General features: G+C 71.8%; 16 protein-coding genes. 4 read left to right on the plus strand and 12 right to left on the minus strand.

What is annotated here, in order from left to right:
• The 4 genes from ABEA93_RS28585 to ABEA93_RS28600 form a co-directional block, all read right to left on the minus strand.
• On the minus strand, positions 1-1,224 hold a 1,224-nt coding region (locus tag ABEA93_RS28585), incomplete at its 3' end, for a serine/threonine-protein kinase (RefSeq protein WP_345678703.1).
• A gap of 43 nt (positions 1,225-1,267) precedes the next feature.
• On the minus strand, positions 1,268-3,571 hold the full coding sequence (locus tag ABEA93_RS28590; protein WP_345678704.1) for a protein kinase domain-containing protein: 2,304 nt from the start codon (positions 3,569-3,571) through the stop codon (positions 1,268-1,270).
• A gap of 289 nt (positions 3,572-3,860) precedes the next feature.
• The gene (locus ABEA93_RS28595; RefSeq protein ID WP_345678705.1) at positions 3,861-5,342 is read right to left on the minus strand and encodes an MFS transporter; all 1,482 of its coding nucleotides are present in this window, start codon (positions 5,340-5,342) and stop codon (positions 3,861-3,863) included.
• Between the two features lie 114 nt (positions 5,343-5,456).
• On the minus strand, positions 5,457-5,972 hold the full coding sequence (locus ABEA93_RS28600) for a cupin domain-containing protein (protein WP_345678706.1): 516 nt from the start codon (positions 5,970-5,972) through the stop codon (positions 5,457-5,459).
• Between the two features lie 211 nt (positions 5,973-6,183).
• Here ABEA93_RS28600 and ABEA93_RS28605 point away from each other — a divergent pair, with 211 nt between their 5' ends.
• Positions 6,184-6,984, plus strand: coding sequence for a hypothetical protein (locus ABEA93_RS28605; protein ID WP_345678707.1), 801 nt, complete (start codon positions 6,184-6,186; stop codon positions 6,982-6,984).
• Positions 6,985-7,056: 72 nt separating this feature from the next.
• On the opposite strand, the gene ABEA93_RS28610 is transcribed toward ABEA93_RS28605, so the two are convergent.
• From ABEA93_RS28610 to ABEA93_RS28620, 3 genes are all read right to left on the minus strand, one after another.
• Entirely contained in the window at positions 7,057-7,377 is a 321-nt protein-coding gene (locus ABEA93_RS28610) for a hypothetical protein (RefSeq protein WP_345678708.1), read from the minus strand.
• A gap of 85 nt (positions 7,378-7,462) precedes the next feature.
• The gene (locus ABEA93_RS28615; protein ID WP_345678709.1) at positions 7,463-8,770 is read right to left on the minus strand and encodes a hypothetical protein; all 1,308 of its coding nucleotides are present in this window, start codon (positions 8,768-8,770) and stop codon (positions 7,463-7,465) included.
• 440 nt (positions 8,771-9,210) lie between these two features.
• The gene (locus tag ABEA93_RS28620; protein WP_345678710.1) at positions 9,211-9,633 is read right to left on the minus strand and encodes a nuclear transport factor 2 family protein; all 423 of its coding nucleotides are present in this window, start codon (positions 9,631-9,633) and stop codon (positions 9,211-9,213) included.
• A gap of 182 nt (positions 9,634-9,815) precedes the next feature.
• Here ABEA93_RS28620 and ABEA93_RS28625 point away from each other — a divergent pair, with 182 nt between their 5' ends.
• Positions 9,816-11,417 (plus strand): phosphotransferase, encoded by a 1,602-nt coding sequence (locus ABEA93_RS28625; protein ID WP_345678711.1) that lies wholly within the window; start codon positions 9,816-9,818, stop codon positions 11,415-11,417.
• 38 nt (positions 11,418-11,455) lie between these two features.
• On the opposite strand, the gene ABEA93_RS28630 is transcribed toward ABEA93_RS28625, so the two are convergent.
• The 5 genes from ABEA93_RS28630 to ABEA93_RS28650 form a co-directional block, all read right to left on the minus strand.
• Positions 11,456-11,656, minus strand: coding sequence for a hypothetical protein (locus tag ABEA93_RS28630; RefSeq protein WP_345678712.1), 201 nt, complete (start codon positions 11,654-11,656; stop codon positions 11,456-11,458).
• 158 nt (positions 11,657-11,814) lie between these two features.
• Positions 11,815-12,519, minus strand: a complete 705-nt coding sequence (locus tag ABEA93_RS28635) for a DUF305 domain-containing protein (protein WP_345678713.1) — start codon at positions 12,517-12,519, stop codon at positions 11,815-11,817.
• Between the two features lie 293 nt (positions 12,520-12,812).
• A complete protein-coding gene (locus ABEA93_RS28640) occupies positions 12,813-14,117 on the minus strand; it encodes a copper amine oxidase (protein WP_345678714.1) in 1,305 nt (434 codons plus the stop codon).
• Positions 14,118-14,218: 101 nt separating this feature from the next.
• Complete coding sequence (locus ABEA93_RS28645; RefSeq protein WP_345678715.1) at positions 14,219-15,187, minus strand: Tat pathway signal sequence domain protein; 969 nt, start codon at positions 15,185-15,187, stop codon at positions 14,219-14,221.
• A gap of 570 nt (positions 15,188-15,757) precedes the next feature.
• Positions 15,758-16,363, minus strand: a complete 606-nt coding sequence (locus ABEA93_RS28650; RefSeq protein ID WP_345678716.1) for a TetR/AcrR family transcriptional regulator — start codon at positions 16,361-16,363, stop codon at positions 15,758-15,760.
• 184 nt (positions 16,364-16,547) lie between these two features.
• Between ABEA93_RS28650 and ABEA93_RS28655 the strand changes: the two genes are divergently transcribed.
• Together ABEA93_RS28655 and ABEA93_RS28660 are read left to right on the plus strand one after the other, a co-directional pair.
• Positions 16,548-17,702 carry a thiamine pyrophosphate-dependent enzyme gene (locus tag ABEA93_RS28655; RefSeq protein WP_345678717.1) on the plus strand — a complete coding sequence of 385 codons (1,155 nt, stop codon included), beginning with the start codon at positions 16,548-16,550 and terminating at the stop codon, positions 17,700-17,702.
• Complete coding sequence (locus ABEA93_RS28660) at positions 17,699-18,757, plus strand: alpha-ketoacid dehydrogenase subunit beta (RefSeq protein WP_345678718.1); 1,059 nt, start codon at positions 17,699-17,701, stop codon at positions 18,755-18,757. The genes ABEA93_RS28655 and ABEA93_RS28660 overlap by 4 nt, the downstream gene beginning before the upstream one ends.
• Positions 18,758-18,795: the final 38 nt, after the last annotated feature.

Genomic DNA, 18,795 nt, shown 5'->3' on the forward strand with positions numbered 1-18,795 from the left:
GACGGGCGGCGACGCGGCCCCGGCCGCTTTCACGCCGCCGTCGCCGCGCAGCGACCAGGCCGCGGCGACGCCGCCGGCGACGGCGACCGCGCCGACGCCGAGCAGCCCGACGAGCAGCTTGCGGCGGCTCGGATCGGGCCCCGGCGGCGGAGGCGCGTGCGGCGGCCGCGGGGGCATGTCGACGGCCGTGCCCGGCGCCGTCAGGGGAACCGTCGGCGGGGGGAACACGGCAGGGCCCGGCGTGGACGCGTCGGTGGGGTCCACGGGCCGGCTCCACGTGGTGGCCCCCGCGATCGCCTCGTGCGTCGCGCCGACGGGGTCGGGCGGCCGGATCGGCGTCGTGCCTCCCGCCATCACCTGGTCCATCGCGACGATGTCCGCGGTGAGGTCCGGCGGGAGCCAGCTTCCCGCCGACGCGGGCGGGCCGGTGCGGTCGACATACGCGATCACGTCGCGGGGTGTGGGGCGGTCCTCGGGGTTCTTGGCGAGGCATCGCTCGACCATGCCGCGGATCGCCGCCGGGACCGCGGAGGTGTCCGGGGCGTCGTACAGGACACGGTGCAGCACGTCGGGCACGGAGCCGCCGCCGAACGGGGGCACGCCCGTCGCCGCGTACAGGATCGTCGCGCCGAGGGCGAACACGTCGCTCGCCGCCATCGTGGGCCCGGCCAGGGCCTGTTCGGGCGCCATGTACCCGGGGGTGCCCATCACGGTGCCCGCCGCCGTGAACGGCGTGCCGTCCATCAACCGCGCGATGCCGAAGTCGATGACGTGCGGCCCGTCGAGCGCCAGCATGACGTTCGCGGGCTTGAGGTCGCGGTGCACCAGTCCAACCGCGTGAATGCCCTCCAACGCCTCGGCGATCCCGGCGAGCAGGGCGCGCAGCGGAGCTTCGGGCAGCGGGCCGCGCCGGGCGACCGCCTCGCCGAGGGTCAGGCCGGAGACGAACCGGGTGGCCAGCCAAGGCACTTCGGTGTCCGCCCCGGCGTCCACCAGCGGTGCCGTGAAGGCGCCGGAAACCGCCCGCGCCGCCGCCACTTCACGCCGGAAGCGTTCGCGGAACCCGGCGTCGCGGGCGAGTTCGCCGCGGACGACTTTGACCGCGACGGTCCGTCCGGCCGCCGACCGGCCGAGGTACACCCGGCCCATGCCGCCGGCGCCGAGTCGGCCGAGAAGCGTATAGGGGCCGACCCGCGTCGGGTCGGTGGCGTCCAGGCGATGCAAGGGCTCTCCAACGATCGTGCGTACGTGCGGAGCCGACGGCCGCTCAGGTGCCGCTCGCGCTCACCCTGGTCAGCGTCGTGCCCTTCCCGAACCACACCGCGCCGCCGCCCGCGGCGACGGCGGGCGCCCCCGGGGTGCCCGGGTTCGGGTCCGCGAACTTCCAGCGCGGCGCACCGGTCGCCGGGTCGACGGCCCAGAGGGTCGAGCGGTCGTCGGGGACGTACAGGTTGCCGTCCGCGATCCGGAGCCGGCGCCGCCCGTCGGTGCCGAGCGAGCCGCCGTCGAGGACGGTGCGCCAGCGGACCTTGCCGGTGGCCGCGTCGAGCGCGAACAGGCCGGGCTGCCCGGCCACGAACACCGTCTTGCCGTCCGGGGCGGCCACCGGCCAGCCGAAGTTCGGCTGCGCCGTGCCGGCGTCGAAATCCCATGCGGGCTTGCCCGTGAGGGCCTCGAAGGCCACGACCTTGCTTCCGGCGACCACGAAACGGTCCGCGGCCAGGCAGGCGGTCTCCCACGCCGCACCCATCTGGAGGTACGCGGCGCCCGGAACATCGGCTTTCCAGCTCTTCGCGCCGGTCGCCCGGTCGAGGGCGACGACGGAGCCGTTGATTCCGGTCGAGCGGCCGGCCAGCAGCGGGACGCCCGGCGGCGGGGCGACCAGCAGTGCCCCGATGTCGAGGCCCGAGGCCGTCCAGAGCGTCTTGCGGGCGGCGGTGTCGACGGCCCACACGAAACCGTCGCCGGGGGTGGTTGCGGCGCTGATGTTGTCCAAGTCCATGTGGCTGCCGCTCACATAGACCACGGAACCAGCGGTACTTGCTGCGCCCGCGGTCCCTGCTGCGCCCGCGGTACCGATCACCGACATCGCGAACCAGTTGGGCTCGGGCACGGCCAGCGACCACGCGACCGCGCCGGTGGCCGTGTCGACCGCCACCAGGCCGCTGCTCTGCACGGACGTCATCTGGGTCAGCCCGCAGAAGTAGAGCGTCCGGTCGACGACCAGGCCATTGGCACCGAGCGCGGTGCCGGTGGGGATCGTCTGCGTCGGCCCCCAGCGGAACGAGCCGTCGGTCCCGACCGCGCTGATCGACTGCGGGCCGAAGCTGACCACGAGGTCGCCGGCGAGGGCGATGCCCGACGTCGTGCTCGTCAGTTGCGCGGTCGACCATGCATTCGCGGCGCGCGTCGTCGACGCCAGGGTGTTGCGCGCAGCAGGCGTGGGCGAGTCGGATGCCCCCCCGAAGCCTTTGAGCAGTACGGCGGCGGTGCCGGCCCCCGCGAGGGCGACGGCACTTCCCGCCCCGATGAGCAGCGCCCGGCGGCTCGGCCCACGCTGCCCCCGCGGCGGGGTGGGCGGCGGGGTCGAGGGCGGCGGAGGCGGGGACCACGGCTGCCGGCCGGGGTGGATGCCGTCCGCCCATCCCGGCACCGATGCCGATGCCGTCGGCAGCTCGGACACCGCCGGCAACGCCGCGATCGCCGCGCGCACCGCGACGATGTCGGCGGTGATCCCGGGCGGCAGCCAACTGCCTTCGCCGACGGACGTCCCGTTGTCCTCGATGTACTCGACGATCTGCGCGGGCGTCGGCCGCTGCGCCGGGTCCTTCGCGAAGCACGCGGCCAGCAGGGTGCGCAGCGGCTCCGGCACCGGGCCCAGGTCCGGGTCGGTGCCCACGACGCGGAACAGCAGCGCGGCGTGCGTGCCTTGGCCGAACGCGCCCTCGCCGGTGGCGGCGTAGTAGGCGGTCGCGGCGAGCGAGAAGACGTCGCTGGCCGGGGTGAGTTCGTTGTTCAGCGCCTGCTCGGGCGACATGTAGCCGGGCGAGCCGATGACGGCGTCCGTGGCGGTCAGCGACGTGCCGTCCAGCGCCCGGGTGATCCCGAAGTCGATGACGTGCGGCCCGTCGAGCGCCAGCATCACGTTGCCGGGCTTGAGGTCGCGGTGCACGAGCCGTGCGGCGTGCACGTTCTTGAGCGCCTCGGCGATTCCCGCGACCAGCATGTGCAGCGGCCCGCCTTGCAGCGGACCGTGCTTGGCCACCGCGTCGCCGAGCGACAGGCCCGGGACGAACGCGGTGGCCATCCACGGCGGACGCGCGTCCGGAGCGGCGTCCACGACGGCCGCGGTGTAGGCGCCGGAGACCATGCGCGCCGCGTCGACTTCCTTGGCAAAGCGTGCCTGGAAGGCGGCCTGGTCGGCCAGGTCGGTGCGCACCACCTTGAGCGCCACGGTGCGCCCGCCGCTCGACCGCGCCAGGTAGACCGTCCCCATGCCGCCCGCCCCGAGCCGGCGGAGCACGGTGTACGGCCCGACCCGGCGCGGATCACCGGCCTGCAGGACTTCCAAGACTTCCCCCGTCGTTCGCAACGTGGCGCGAGAATACTCGCAGCGGCGAGGGATATTCGACCCTGTGCCCGACCGGTCGGTCATCAACGAAGGGGATGGGCTGAGGCCATGCTGCACGCCGGCCCAGGGGGCGACGGGGGTCCCGGCGTCAGACAGTGATGCGCCTGAACTCCGCCTCGTACTGCTTGGCCTGATCGGGAGTCAGGTTGAACGTCATCGGCGCACGTGGGCGCGCCTGAGGCCCTCCCAGCTAGCTGGAAGGGCCTTCAGGGGGACGCGGGTGCGAGGGTCAGACGTGTACGACCGGGCGGGGCTGGGACTCGGTCGGGGAGTCGGTCTGCTCGGCGATTTCGCGGGTGGCCGGCTTGCGGAGGCCGAGCGCGACCAGGACGGTGAGCGCGATGCCGCCGACCGCGAGCAGGATCGCGGTGCGCAGGCCGTCGGTGGTCGCCGAGCGGAGGGCGTCGCCGGTCAGCCCGTCGAGGCCGGAGTTGGCGACCGCGACGAGGAGGGCCAGGCCGACGGCGCCGCCGATCTGCTGGGTGGTGGACGCGACGCCGGAGGCGATGCCCTGGTCCTCGGCCGGCACGCCGAGCGCGGCGGCGCCGAACATCAGGGTGTACCCGGCGCCTTGGCCGACGCCGAGGACGAGCAAGCCGGGCACCAGCGCGAGGTAGGACGCACCCGTCGACATGCCGAGCGCGACCACGACCGCGCCGACGCCGCCGACCACCAGGGCCGCGATCATGATCGGACGGATGCCGTACCGGGTGGCGAGCCGCCCGGCCGCCTGCGCCCCTGCGGCGATGGCGACCATCGGGACGAGGAACGCGAGCCCGGTGGTCATCGGGCCGTAGCCGTGCACGCCCTGGAAGTAGACGGTGAGGAAGTACAGCAGCGTGCCGAAGGTGCCCATGTACAGGAACGTGATGGCGGAGCCGGTGGTCAGGTTCCGGTTGCGGAACAGCCGCAGTGGCAGCAGCGGGTGCGCGCTGCGCCGTTCGACGGCGACGAAGGCGGCGAGCAGGGCGAGGCCGGCGAACGCTGCGCCGAGCACCACGGGGGACGTCCAGCCCGACTCCGGGCCTTGGACGAGGGTGAAGACCAGCGCGGTGATGCCGACGGTCGAGGTGAGCGCACCCGCCAGGTCGAACGAGGGACGGTCGCCGGTACGCGGCGCGTCGGGGGCGATCAGCGTGAAGGACAGCAGCGCGGCCAGCCCGGCGAGCGGGACGTTGACGAAGAACACCGATTCCCAGCCGAACGCGTCGGTCAGCACGCCGCCCAGCAGCGATCCGAGGATCATCCCGCTGCCGCCCGCGGTCCCCCACACCGCGAACGCCCGGTTGCGCTCACGGCCTTCCGCGAAGCTCGTGGACACCAGGGTCAGGGTCGCGGGGAAGAGGAAGGCCCCTCCGACGCCCTGCACCGCCCGGGCCGCGATCAGTGTGCCGGGGTCGGTGGCGAGGCCGCCGAGCAGCGAGGACCCGGCGTACAGCGCGAGCCCGAGGGCGAACATCCGGCGCGGCCCGAACAGGTCGCTCGCCCGGCCGCCGAGCAGCAGGAACCCGCCGAAGGCGACGGCGTAGGCGCTGATCACCCACTGCAGGTTCTGCGCCGAGAAGCCCAGGCCCGAACCGATCTCGGGCAGGGCCACGTAGACGATGTTGTAGTCGATCGAGATGATCAGCTGGGCGAACGCCAGCAGGGCCAGGGTGAGTCCCAGGCGGCGGCGCGGGGCCGCGGCGTCTTCGGGCAGGTTCTCGGGCATGGGGGGACCGGCTCTCTGTGCGTGGCTGTGGGTGGGGCGGGGTGGGTGCGCGGGTGGCCGCGGGGGCGCGGTTCAGGCGGTGGTGCGTGCAGTTCGGTTGGCGATGTGTGCGGCTCAGCCGGCGATGTGCGCGGCGGCTTCGGCCAGGGACGCCTGCCACGCGGGGCTGGCGAAGTAGTGGTTGTCGTACGTCTGCGAGCTGTCCTTGATGTCCTGGACGGTGGCCTCGCCGCGGTTGACCCGCTCCAGCAGCCGGTAGTAGTCGAACCGGTGCAGGCCCGGGGTGAAGACGACGAGCATGTCGCCGGTCGCACCGGGAGCCGGCGCGAAGGCGTGCGGCACGGTCGGCGGGACGGTGAGGAAGTCGCCCTTCTCCAGGGTCAGTACCTCGTCGCCGACCAGGATCCGCATCGTGCCGTCCAGCACGAAGAACATCTCGGTGGCCTTCGTGTGGAAGTGCGCCGGGGCACCCGGCGAGCCCTTCTCGAACGTCGCCCGGTTCGCGGTCAGCGCACCGCCGGTGGCACCCGCGTCGGCGAGCAGCGTGATGAGGCTGGTGGGACCGTCCTGCAGCACCTCCGCCTGCTCGGCGCGGACGAGGACGGGAGCGGCGGTCGGGTTCGCGTTCATGATGATGTTCCTCCAGGTCAGAAGCACTTTCGGGCGGCTTCGCGGCCGCCCCGCCGGGCTTGCGGAAGTAAATCTAGAAGCCCGGATGACCCGGGAAATAGTTCAATCCACACGCGTTTTCATGGGTCAAATCTGCAAGCCGCTCAAGCCTGGCAACCTCCCTTCCGACCGGTCGAGTCGGCCGGGGGGCTTGTCGCTAGGCTTTCGGGCCGTGTCCAACCTGAGCGGCGTTCAGCACGCGACCATTAATGCGATAGCCGACAATGCCGGCCGCGCGACGCTTCCCTTCCAGCGAGCACACCGGGCGGAGGCGTACGCGACCGCCTTCTGGTTCAACGAGTTGCTGGAGACCACGGCCGACGGGGAAACGATCCGCCAGTACCTCGTGACCGCCGGTGAACCGGCCCGGGTGGAGACGGCGGAGTTCACTCTGCGGCCGGAGCTGTGCGCACCGGCGATGAGCGCGGAGAAGCTGCTGGTCTCCGACTTCGCCGACGGCTGGACGCACCTTCCCGACCTGGGGGTCGCCGTCACGTCCACTACGTGGTTGCACGCCCACGGCGCCCGCAAGGGGTGGGAGTGGACCACCGACGAGATCACCGACGGCATCGCGGCCAAGGACGAGGACATTGCCGCCCTCGGCAAGGAACCGGTGCCGGCCTATCTCCTCGGCCACGACGTGAACGCGGAGAACGGTGCGCGGGAGCAGGCCGTCGTGGTCGGCACGGTGAGCCGCGACCGTCGCGGCGGCGTGACGTGGGCCGGCAACGCACCCCAAGGATGCGTCGGTGCACCGGTGTTCGTCGGGGTGAGCCTCCGCGACGCGAGCTTCCGGCTGGTCTGCGTCGGCGTGCTCCTGCCCGGCCGTGGCAGCCACCCCATCGCCACGTTCGACCGCATCAGGGCCGCCTTGAGCAACCTGGCCGCGGACACCACCCCGGCCGCCGAGGCGACGGGACAGACTCCGCGGACGCCTGAACCCAAGCGACGGTGGTGGCAGCGACGCGGCTGATGGGGCCTACACCCCGACTGCGGTCCCGGGTGGGCGAGTCGGTCGTGGAGCCCGGTCACGGCGATGACGGCATCACTCGGCGTCGTGCGACCTTGCCGCCCACCACGGGTGATGGGTGGCAAGGTCGCGGCCCAGGAAGTCGGACCGGCCAGTGTGAGCGTCAATCAGCGCCGCGTACAGGTCGCGTGCCGCGGACGGATCGCCGGCCTCCCCCGTCCACTCGGCCACGTTGCCGCGCACATCCAGCGTCTCGAAGTCGTCCGGGCCCTGGGACGACGTCAACGCTTCCAGGTCGGTTCGGCTCGCGTCCCGCCACCTCGCCATGCGCTCCCGGTACTCCGCTTCGTCGGGCACCCAATCCGCCCCAGGCGCGAACGACTGCCGGTCGATCACCGCCCCCCTCCGTCTCGCACCGTGTCGGTTTCCGACCGGGCCACTCATCGTGCAGCCTGCACGCCTACGGAGAGCCAAGCCGCGGTCAGTAGCCGTGTTCCTGGCTGCGGCGTGCGGTGGTGTTGTCCCGGGGGGTGGCGCGGCTGTCGGGTGTGCGGCTGTTGGTGGAGCGGGGGGCGCGGGGTGGATCCGGTGCCTGTGGGCGTCGGGGGGTGTTGAGGGTGGAGACCGGGCCAAGGCCGACGGTGGCGAACGTGGCTGTGGTTGCGGGAGCCGGGGTGAAAGGCATCCCGCCTGGGCTGGTTGTCGGTGCGGGCATCCCGGGGGCGCGCGGCTCGGAGAACATCCTTGGGCCTGTCGGGCGAAGGCCGGGGAGGAGGGGCAAGGCCGCTCGGATATTCGCGGTGTGCGCTCGGGTGACGTTCCGGGCCGAGTAGCGTTGGCGGTCGATCTCCTGTTGGCGGGCGACCGGGTCGGCGGTCGGCAGGCCCGTCCGCGGGTCGAGGGATCGGCGCAGGTGGGCCATCCGGTCGCGGAACGGGCCGGCGTCGACGGTGATCGCGCCGTAGGAGTAGCCCAGTGCCGCCAAGGCCGTAGTGGCTTCGTCCGCATCCCAGCCCGCCACGTAGAGCTTGGTCTTCGACTCGGCGAACGCCTCGCTTTTGTTCATGGCGGCGTAGGTGCCGATGAGCACCTCGATGTTGTGCTCGTTGAGCATGGCCAGCTGAGGGGACAGCGCGAAACCTTCATGCCCCGGGCCGTTCCGCGCGGCCAACCTGCCGATCATGTGAGACGCGATGTCCTCGTACGATTCGCCCGTGTCCTCGGCCCTCGTCTTGGCCAGCAAGAGGGTCGTGCCAACGCTTTCGAGGTTGAGCTGGACGTCCCCCGGCAGCAGATTCGGGATGAAGTCGTCGACGAACAGCTCGGTGAGAGTCATTCCTTCGACGTGCGACAACTCGTGCAGCGTCGCGAGCGTCGCGACGAACTCCGGTGCCTCGTCCAGGAGGTGCGAAACACCGAGGCGGGCCGCGAAGTCCGGGATCTCCTCACGTCGGTCGTTGCCGAAGTGTGCGCGGCTCAGACGGACTCGGCCGCTGACATTGCCGCTGTCACCGAGTGTGCCGGGCCCAGGCCCCAGATCGTCGCTGTACAACAGGCCCCGGAGCCGGCCGTGCCGGGGCTGGTGCCGGAGCCATTGGTCGACGCCGAGCGCGACGAACTTGGTGTAGTAGAGGTCGCCTCCGGTGAAGTCGATCGCGACGTGGTTGCCCTGTGCCTCGTACAGGCGCTGGTTCACCAGGACGGCCAACTCCGCCGTGCTGCTCGCGCGCACGATCCGGTCGAGGAACTGGTCCGCCGCGGCACGGGGACGTTTGTGTGCCGGGTTCATCCTGTCTCCTGCGCGGTTTCCGGTGCAGCGCCGGGTCAGCTTAGCTTCGGAGTTCGCGCCGCACCGGACCACTGTCCCGGGAACGCGATGGGTCGTACGCGGGAGCGGCAGGGCAAGCCGGCCGGACGCGTGCGGACTTCGCGGCGGATACCGTGAGACCCGCTGTGGAAGGAGCATCGCGGATGGCTGACAGAGGTCAGGTACCGCCCGCCAGCGCGCCGCCATCTTCCGCAGTCCCGACGGGCAGCTTTCCGGCGGCGACCACGACCGCGCCAAGCTCCGCGGTGACCACGGCCGTGACGAGTGTTAGCCGCTCGGAGACGTGCGTCGGTCCGCGTCGCGGCCCGTTGCCAAGCAGGCCCTGAACTGTCCACTGCCGACCGGACATCAAGCGTCGGAAAGCGCTTCAACCCGGGGCCGTGGCTCGGCGCCTTCCTCGGTTACTCCTCGCGGCCGAAGATCATCCGGTGTCCGCGCGCGGTGTCCATGTACTCGCGGACGCGGTGGATCAGCCCGTCTCGGAGTTCGAAGACGAGGCAATAGTCGTTCTCGTAGCGGTTGCCGTTGGCGAGCGTTGCGGTCATGGTCTCCTCGACGATGACGCGCTCGCCGTCGGCGTGGAACGCGTGGAAGGTGACGGCGACGTCCCGGACGAACAAGCGCGGGAACTTCTCGGCGAGGAAGTGCGCGATCGCTTCCCTGCCGATCATGTGGCTGGGGCCGTTCAGCGCGACCGCCGTCGCGTTCCCCGGCGGCGCCGGCCACTCGGCGTCCTCGGTGAAGACGGCGGAGATCCGTTCCGCGTCGTGACTGGCGAACGCCCTCCAGGCGTCCTGGACGATCTCGCGGCTGCGTGGTGACATGAGCGCGAGGCTAAGCGCGCACGAGCCCCGGATCCGGCGGGTTTCGGACATCGTCACCCCGAAGGCCGCCGAACGCAGCGCCGTCGGCGCGAACTTGCTGCCGCACCTGGCGGATGCCACGCTGCCGGGAGGAAGATCGGGGACTCCCGCCGATGTCGGCGCCGGCGGGGTGGGGAGGGCGGATGGGTTTCGAGGACCTGACGGACGCCCAGGTCGCCGAGGCACTGGCCCAGCGACGGCGCGCGGTGAAGGACGCCGAGGCACTCGCCAAGCGACGGCGGGTGCGGAACGCCGGAACCAAACGTCCCGCGTCGCCGGACCCCGGCCCTGCCCCTGACTCCGACCCGAACCTGCCGCGCGCACGGAGCGTCCCCGGCGGCCGCCGGAACGAGAACTGGCGCGTGACCGTCGACGGCGACGAGTTGCTCCTGCAATTCCCAGCGCCCCTCAACACGTTCCATCTCGACAAGGGCGCCTATCCGCATCCCAAGTGTCCGCCGGAGCCACGGTGCCTTCACCAGTCCGACGTACTCCGCCATTTCAGCGCGAAGGGAATGTCCTGGTCGCCGACACTGCGCCACCGGGCGCCGGACAACCAGTTCTATCTCCGTGACTTCGAACCCGAAGCCGAATTCCCCGAGGTCGTCGACAACGACGACGTGTACTTCAGGACCTCCGAGCAGTGGATTGCCGCGGTGTCGGAGCAACTCCCCCGCGTCTGGGAGGAACGGGACGCCAACCCGTGGCGCGGGCCTATGCGGGGCGATCAACCTATGGACGTCGCCGAGCAATTCGCGGCGGTGTCCCGGAGGCTCACGTTCGTCATCGACTTTTACGAGTCCCGGAATCCGGGGCTGCTGGCCGCCCTCGGCCTGACCGACAAGGTGCTGCAACGCGTACAGGGCCGTCGACTGCCCCGCACGCACACGCCGTTCGGCTTGCAGCACAAGGACTTTCATCCCGGACAGGTGGGCCTCACACCCGACGGCGGACTCCTCGTCATCGACGAGGAGTTCGCCGCGCCGGGATCGTCCGTGTACGACATGACGACCTTCCTGCTGAACGACCACATCGGCACTCGCAACCCGGAGATGACCGCCCGGCTTCTGGACGCGCGCAGCAGGACGGAGCGGGCTTGGTTCAGGGCTTTCGCGCCGCTCGTCGCGGCCGGGAACGCGGTCACCTGGTCCACCTACCTCGTCCGCCAACTACGCGCGCGGTCGATATTCGAACCTGCCACGCACGAGGAACCGAAGGCAACGCTCGGGAAGAGCAATTGGGACCAGGAACTGACGCAGGCGGTGAAGACGTTGAATCGGGAGTTCACCGAATCGCAGCTCTACATTCCCGAGTTGGTCGCCGGACCGGAGAAGGTCCGGGATCGCCTGGACGAATACCTTGCCCAACCACGCGTCTTCGTCTTCACCGGCAAGGATTTGTCCGTCGGCGCCGACGGGCCGAAATCCCTGGCCGAGCGCCCGAAATACCGGGCAAGTCTGCGTCCGACGGTGGCGCCGCGCTCGGAGACGGAACCGGCTCTCCCTACGTTCCCTGCCGCGGCCTACGGGTTCGAACAGGTTTCCAAGTGGCCCAGCCGCCCTGCTCCGGCGACGCGCGCCTCGCCCGGACGGCAGAGAGGACTCCCGCGGCCTGACGGCCTTGCCGCGACGGTTGCCGACGCGGACAAGGCGGTGGGCAAGTTGGCGTACAAGGGCCAGATCCGCAATCTGGCGGTGACACCCTGGTTCGAGCGCCATGTCCACGGCTTGGCGCTCGAACCCTGACCCGCTCCGCACCGCGGCGGAGGCCCACCGCGTCGCCGCTAGCGGCGCTTCGCCGGGCTGCCGCGGCCTGCGCCGCGGGTCATGCGGAACACCCCGTAGGCCGCTTCGAGGGCGCCGATGACGATGAGCACGACGCCCAGCTTGTCGAGCGAGACGGCCGGGAGGTCGACCCGGCCGCCGTAGACCTTCAGCAGCACCCCCACGCCCGACAGACCGACACCGCCGACGACGTCCCTCATGTACGCGCTCCCCTCCGAGTCCTGAGTGTTTCCGACCCGGAAAACGCTAGTTCCGCCCTGGGGTGACCGCGTCCTGCCCGCTGAGGAACCGGCTGTAGACACTTCGATGCAGTCGGCACGGACAGCGGTCCGTTCGCCGCGGCAGGTGCCGGTGCGGGTCACACGTAGTCGTACAGCGTCCGCATCTGCACGATCTCGGACTGCTGTTCGGCGACGATGTGGCGGGCCAGGTTGCGGGTGAACACGTTGGCGCCGTCGGCGGCTTCGGTCCGGGCCATGGCGACCGCGCCGAGGTGGTGCTCGATCATCAGGTCGAGGAACATGCGCGACGCGGTCGGGCCGTCGGCGGCTTCGAGGGCCGCCAGTTGTGCGGTGGTCAGCATGCCGCCGGTGCCGCCGTGGTGGGCGGTGTGGTCGGCGACGGACTTCGCGTCCACCGGCACCGGGTCCTGGTCCCAGGCGGTCAGCCAGCTGTTCATGTCGGCGACTTCGCGGTCTTGGTCGGTGCGGATGCGCTCGGCGAGCGCGGTGACGAGGTGCTGCGTGCCCTGCTTGGCGAGCAGGATGCGGCTCATCTCGACCGCTTGCGCGTGGTGCGGGACCATCGCCAGGGCGAACGTCAGGTCGGCGGCGTTCGGCGGCTTCGGCGACGCGGCCGCGGGCCCGCCCGCGGACGGCGCCGGGGCGGCCGGGGCCCTGCCTGCCGGGGCGTCGGAGGCCGCCGACGGCGCGGCGGCCGTCGGAGCAGTAGCCGTCGGAGCGGCCCCGGCACCGCCGAACGCCAGCGCCGTGAGCGCGACGCCCGCGCCGGAAACGAACAACGCGCAGGCGGCGAACCATCCGCGGGCACGCGACAGCGACACAAGGCCTCCTCGAAGAGATGGCGGACGAAGGACGAGGGTCGCCGCACACCCCGCCGTGAGCAGGCGGGCGGCCCGGCGGCGAGGCGGGGTTGTTCGGTTCGGTGGCGCAGTCGCTTTTCGCGGCTCCGGTGCCGGAGGCTTGACGGGGTGGTGAGTGCCCGCTGCGGCGGGTCTCCCCCGCCGGGTGGGCCTGGAGGTTCATATCGGTTGGTGCGTCGGTGGCGGGTAGTTGGGGCGGCCGCCCCCACCCGTCGAACGGCACGGGCGGGGACGGCCGCACGAGGCGGTTCCGGTCAGTCGACCTGGCCGTTGTGGTCCGTGCGTCCCTTGGGCGTCAGCGGGTTCATCGCGGTCACGTCGCGCGGGAGGAGGTCGAAGCCCTGCCAGTGGATCGGCATCGGGCTCTGGTCCTCGTCGCGGGGGACGTGGTGGAACGGCACCGTCACCCACATCACCGGGTCGGTCAGTGTCTCGCCGTTGACGTATCCGGGGATGTCCTGCGCACCGCATTCCGGATCGGCGTTGAAGCTGGCGAACTTCTCACACGCTTTCGCCTGCGTGAACGATACTGCGGGCGACTGCGCCGGGTTGGCCGCGTACTGCTGGTTGGTCACGGTCTGCACCAGCTCGTAGCTGCGGTCGTGCCCGTCGCCGTTCTTGCTGCTCTGGCTGACGACGCGCCACCACCGCAGGTTGGCGTTCTGGAACGAGCCTTCTTTGGCGATGTCGGTCTTCGCCGTGCTGTAGACCTCGCCGCGCTTGCCGCGCGCGCCGGTGTCGACCGTGTCGTACTGCTCGACCTTCTCCCGCCCGTCGCCGTCGATGTCGAAGTCGACGCGCCACGTGGCGTTGTGGAAGTGGTTGCCGGATATGCCGGTGGCGTTCTTGCCGATCGGCCAGCCCTTGTCCGGCGTGGTCCAGTCCTCCGGCGACAGGTCGCCGGTGGCGCCGAGCCGTGCGGAGACCTGGCCGTCGTCGGCGAAGCGCCACTCCGTGACGTACTCGTACCAGTCGACCTTGGAGATCGTGTAGAGCACCAAGTCCTGCCCGTTGGCGGTGAACAGGTCGCCCAGGTCCGGGCTCATCCACTCCTGTTCCTGCGAGCGGTACGCCAGGCCGGCGTCGACCTTCTGGACGCACAGGACCTTCTTCGCGTCCTCCTTCTTGCCGATCCACTGGCCCTTGAGCTTGCCGCCCGGGCACTCCTGCTTGGCGATCGCGTGCGAGAAGTAGCCGCCGAAGCCGTACGACGTGATGTCGTTCCACTGGTGCTCGCCCGAGTCGTACGGCACGTTCAACTGCGCGAGCTGCGCCGAACGCAACACCGTGATCGGGTACTTCTCGCCCTTGGGCTTATAGCCGACGCGTTCCAGGACGAGCCCGGCCTTGGTGTCGATGCGCCAGCACATACGCCACTCGGTGCCGGTCTTCAGGGTCTCCTGCACCATCGCGTTGTTGCCGCAGTAGTTGAAGCGGTCCTGGTCCTTGCCGGCGGCGGCCGCGGCCCCGGCGGGCGCGGCGAGCACGGTCGCCGCCATCGCCAGGGCGGCGAGGCCGGCCGCCGCCCCGGTCGCCTTGCGGCGCAGTCTGCGAATCATCGGAATCTTCCTCTCATCCGGCGCCGGATGGGCGGGACGGGCCGGTCGGCCGGCCATGCGGGAGGTCATACGGGTGGTCATGCGGGCAGTGATGCGGGCGGTCATGCGGGCGGGAAGACGGCTCGGGCCGACAGGTCGACCACGGTCCGCGTCGTGTCGAGGTACACGCCGCCGCGCACCTTGACGAAGAGGATCAGGCAGCGGTGCGCGCCGCACTGGGCGGTCGCCGTGTCGCCGATGTCGGCGATGTACGACGAGCCGTTCGCGTCGAGCTGCTCCGGCCCGGCCAGGTCCGTACCGGTGGCCGCCTTGTACTGGGCCTTGAGCGGACCACCGGACGGCGACGCGACCAGCAGCTTGAGCGCCTCGGCGGTTTCGGCCCGCGACGGGGCGGGCTGCATGTTCGGCGCCTGGGATGAACGTTCCAGCACTCCGGCGGTCAGGTTCACCACGCGCTTGGCCAGGGTGTTGTCGGCGTAGTTGTAGAAGTAGACGTCGGCGCGGCGGGGCGCCTTGTCCGGGTCGGTCTCGGCGGGCAGCGGGTCGGACAGGTCGACGGTCAGCGGCTCGGGGCCGGCCGCGCCGGTGACGGTGCGGGCCGACTGCCGGAGCGCCGGGTCGACGGCCAGCCGCAGGGCGGTGTCGATCTCGTCGGGGGTGAGCGGATCCCGGCCGCTGCCCGTCGCGGGGGCGGGGCCCATCGGCTCGCTCTCCGCGGGGACTTCGCCACCGGGCGACGCCGATGCCTGTCCGCCGGGAGCGGCGGCGCCGGCCGTCCCCGCACCGGTGCCGCTTGGTGCGGGCGATCCGGCCGCGGCGGGCTTGCCGCTCTCCCCGGACGCCCCCATCGGGATGGCGACGGCGATCGACGCGACGGCCGCGGCCACACTGAGTCCGGCGCCGACCAGGACGCGGGACAGGCGCCTACGCCGGGGGACTTCGACCGCGGCGTCCGCGGTGTCTGCGGCGTCCGCGGTGTCTGCGGCGTCCGCGGACGGCGCGGCCGACGACTGCTGCGGCGGGGTTTCCTCCGCCGGGATATCCCCGGTTTCCGGGGGTCTGTTGTTCACGTGTCCTCCAGCACGGACTTCCACGGGTGTGCACGGGCCCATGCGGCCTTCTGCGGCTGCCGGCCCGGGCGGCCGCGCGGCCGGGGCCCGCAATGGAGGATCGAGGTCCGCGGTAACGCACAATGTCGCGTTGCATTTCCGCCTCGTTAATTGGCGGAATTGGATTCGGCGGAATAGCCGTCGAAAATCCGGACATTCCCGGAGGCATGACCGGCCGGGCGCGACGGCCCGCCGCAGTAGAGGAACAGGCAGGTGGGAGCGCTGCCCCCGCCCGATGCGGGCCAGGACGACGTCGCAGCCCGGCCGCGAGACCGCCAATCCACGAAATCACCCTCGGCCTCCCGCGGGTGCGCGCACGGAATTACCGGAAGGAAACCACGGGCGCCATGCGCGTTTGTCGGCAACACCGCCGGGACACCCCGACAATTGGCGGGTTCCCGACCGTGTGACCGACCTTTTGCGGACGCGGTGGCGGTGGCCACCGACGCGCCCGCCGGGGCGCCGCGCCGGTTGTACAGCGGGATCGACGCCGACCGGCTCGGGCATGACCGGCCGACGGCCCGGCCATCGCTACTCCGCGGTGATGCCGAGGAGTTCCAGGGCGGTCCGGGCATGCCGCCCCGCCTCCTCCTCCGTCGGGGCCGGGCGCAGGCCCAGGAGGCGTTCGCGGTGCGGTTCGCCGAGGAGAAGCGTGAAGAGCGCTTCGGCGAGGGGTTCCGGGTCCGGGCCGGGGAGCCGGCCGGTGAGCGCCGTGATGTAGCCGCGCGGGCCGTCGCGGTGGAAGCGGGCGGCCAGTTCGGGGAACGTCGTGGCCTCGGCGATCATCAGCCGGTGCAGGCCCACCGCTTCGTCGCCGTGCAGCGTCGCGACGATCCGGGCGGCGAGGGCGGCGAGCGGTTCCGGCGAGGCCGCCGCGGCGGGGGCGGCGAGGGCGCGGTCGCGGAGGCGTTCGACGGCGGCGGTGAAGACGTCGGACTTGTCGCCGAAGTAGCCGTAGACCGTGCGCTTGGTGACGCGGGCGGCCGGGACCAGGTCGTCGATCGACGTGCGCTGGTAGCCCTTGGCGACGAACAGCCGCACCGCGGCGTCGAGGATCTGGTCGCGGCGCTCCTCGCGTTCCCGCGCGGTGGGGCGGCCGCGCTTGCGGGCGGGAGGCGGGGGCTGGTCGTGGGTCACGGTGCGGATCGGTCCTCGTCGCGGGTCGGTCGTGGGGCGGGTCGGTCGTGGGGCGGATCGGCCGGGTTGCTGGTCGCTCGGGTGCGGCACCGTCCAGTCTATTAATGAAACGGCTTAGGTATCATTTCTGTCGTGGCCCCGAACGGGCCCGTCCTGCCCCACGAGGGTGAGAGGAGACTTCCGCATGCCCGCGTCCGCCACCGCCGCCGGCCAAGCCACCGGCACCGGCACCGGCACCGACCACGCCACTGCCGCCGACGAAGCCCCCACCGCCGCCACCGCGGCCCCGCACCTCCCCGACGACCTCCTGCTGCGCTTCCACCGCGAGATGCTGCTCGTGCGGCGGTTCGAGGAGCGCGCCGCGCGGGCGTACACCGAGGCGAAGATCGGCGGTTACTGCCACCTCAACCTCGGCGAGGAAGCCACGGTCACCGGGCTGGTGTCCGCGCTGGAGCCGTCCGACTACCTGTTCACCAACTACCGCGAGCACGGGTACGCCCTCGCCCGCGGAATCGCGCCCGGCCGGGTCATGGCCGAGCTGTACGGCCGCACCGACGGCGTGTCCCGCGGCTGGGGCGGCTCGATGCACCTGTTCGACGCCGAAACGCGGCTGCTCGGCGGCTACGGCATCGTCGGCGGCCAACTGCCGCTCGCCACCGGCGCCGCGCTCGCCGTCGACTACCGCGGCGGCTCGGAAGCCGTGCTGTGCGTGCTCGGCGACGGGACGACCAACATCGGCGCGTTCCACGAGTCGCTGAACCTGGCCGCGCTGTGGCGCCTGCCCATCGTCTACGCCGTGGTCAACAACGGCCTCGGCATGGGGACGACGACCGCGATGGCCTCCGCCGAACCGGACCTGTACAAACGCGCCGCGGCCTACCGCATGCCGTCGGCGCGCGTGGACGGCAACGATCCCGCCGCCGTGTACGAAGCGACCCGCGCCGCCTTGGCCGCCGCCCGCGACGGCCGCCCGTTCCTCCTGGAAACGGTGAGCGGGCGGCTGAAGGGCCACTCCGTCGTCGACCCGGCCAAGTACCGGTCCCGCGATGAGGCCGAGGCGCTGCGGGACGCGGATCCGCTCGTGTCGTACACGGCCCGGCTGCGCCTGCTGGGGCTGCTCGACGACGGGGCGGCCGACGCCGCGGAGGCGGACGCCCGGGCCGCCGTCGCCGACGCGGCCGCGTTCGCCGAGGCGAGCCCGCATCCCGACATCACCACGCTCTTCGACTACACCTACGCCACCCCGGTTCCGAACGACACGCGCCGCCTGCCCGGTCAACCGCTGTTCCCGGCAGCCGAGTTGCCGGTCACCGCGACGCCCGGAGGGTCCCCCGCATGACCGACGCACACACCGTCGAAGGCACCGGCCAACGCGCCGACTCGCGCACCGCCGCAGGGACGACCGTCAAGACCTACCGCGAAGCGCTCCGGGACACGCTGGCCGCCGAAATGCGGCGTGACGACCGCGTGTTCCTCATCGGCGAGGAGATCGGCGTCTTCGAAGGCTCCTACAAGATCACCGCGGGCCTGCTCGACGAGTTCGGCCCCAAGCGCGTGCGGGACACGCCCATCGCGGAGGAAGGCTTCACCGGTGCCGCGGTGGGCGCGGCGATGCTCGGGCTCCGCCCGGTCGTGGAGATCATGACGATCAACTTCTCGCTCCTCGCCCTGGACCAGATCGTCAACCACGCGGCGAAGATCTACGGCATGTTCGGCGGCCAGGCCCGCGCCCCGATGGTGATCCGCACGCCGGGCGGCGGCGGCCAGCAGCTCGGCGCGACGCACTCGCAGAACGTCGAGCTGTACTACTCCTTCGTGCCCGGCCTGAAAGTCGTCGCGCCGAGCAGCCCGGCGGATGCGAAAGCCCTGCTGCTGGCCGCGATCCGCGACGACGACCCGGTGCTGTTCCTGGAGAACCTCGCGCTCTACAACACCAAGGGCGAGGTCCCGGACGCCGACCTGCCCGCGGAGATCGGCCGCGCCGCGGTGACCCGGGCCGGCGCCGACATCACCGTCGTCGCCTACTCGCGTATGGCCGCTGTGGCGCTCCGGGTCGCGGCGGACCTGGCCGCGGCCGACGGGATCGACGTCGAGGTCGTCGACCTGCGCAGCCTGCGTCCGCTCGACCGCGAGACGGTCGTCGCGTCGGTGCGGAAGACGCACTGCGCCGTCGTCCTCGAAGACGACTGGCTGACGTACGGCATCGGCGCGGAGATCGCCGCGACCATCGCGGACGGCGCGTTCGACTGGCTCGACGCCCCGGTGCGTCGGGTCGCCATGGCCGAGGTGCCCCTGCCGTACGCGAAGTCCCTGGAGGCGGCGGCGCTGCCGTCCGCCGCCGACGTGGCCGCCGCGATCCGCGACACGCTCCGCGCGGTCGGCCGCCGCCGCTGACCAGGCCGCTCACCGTTCCCTCCCTGCCGGGGAACCGG

This window comes from Yinghuangia aomiensis (assembly GCF_039542225.1).
Taxonomy (GTDB): domain Bacteria; phylum Actinomycetota; class Actinomycetes; order Streptomycetales; family Streptomycetaceae; genus Yinghuangia; species Yinghuangia aomiensis.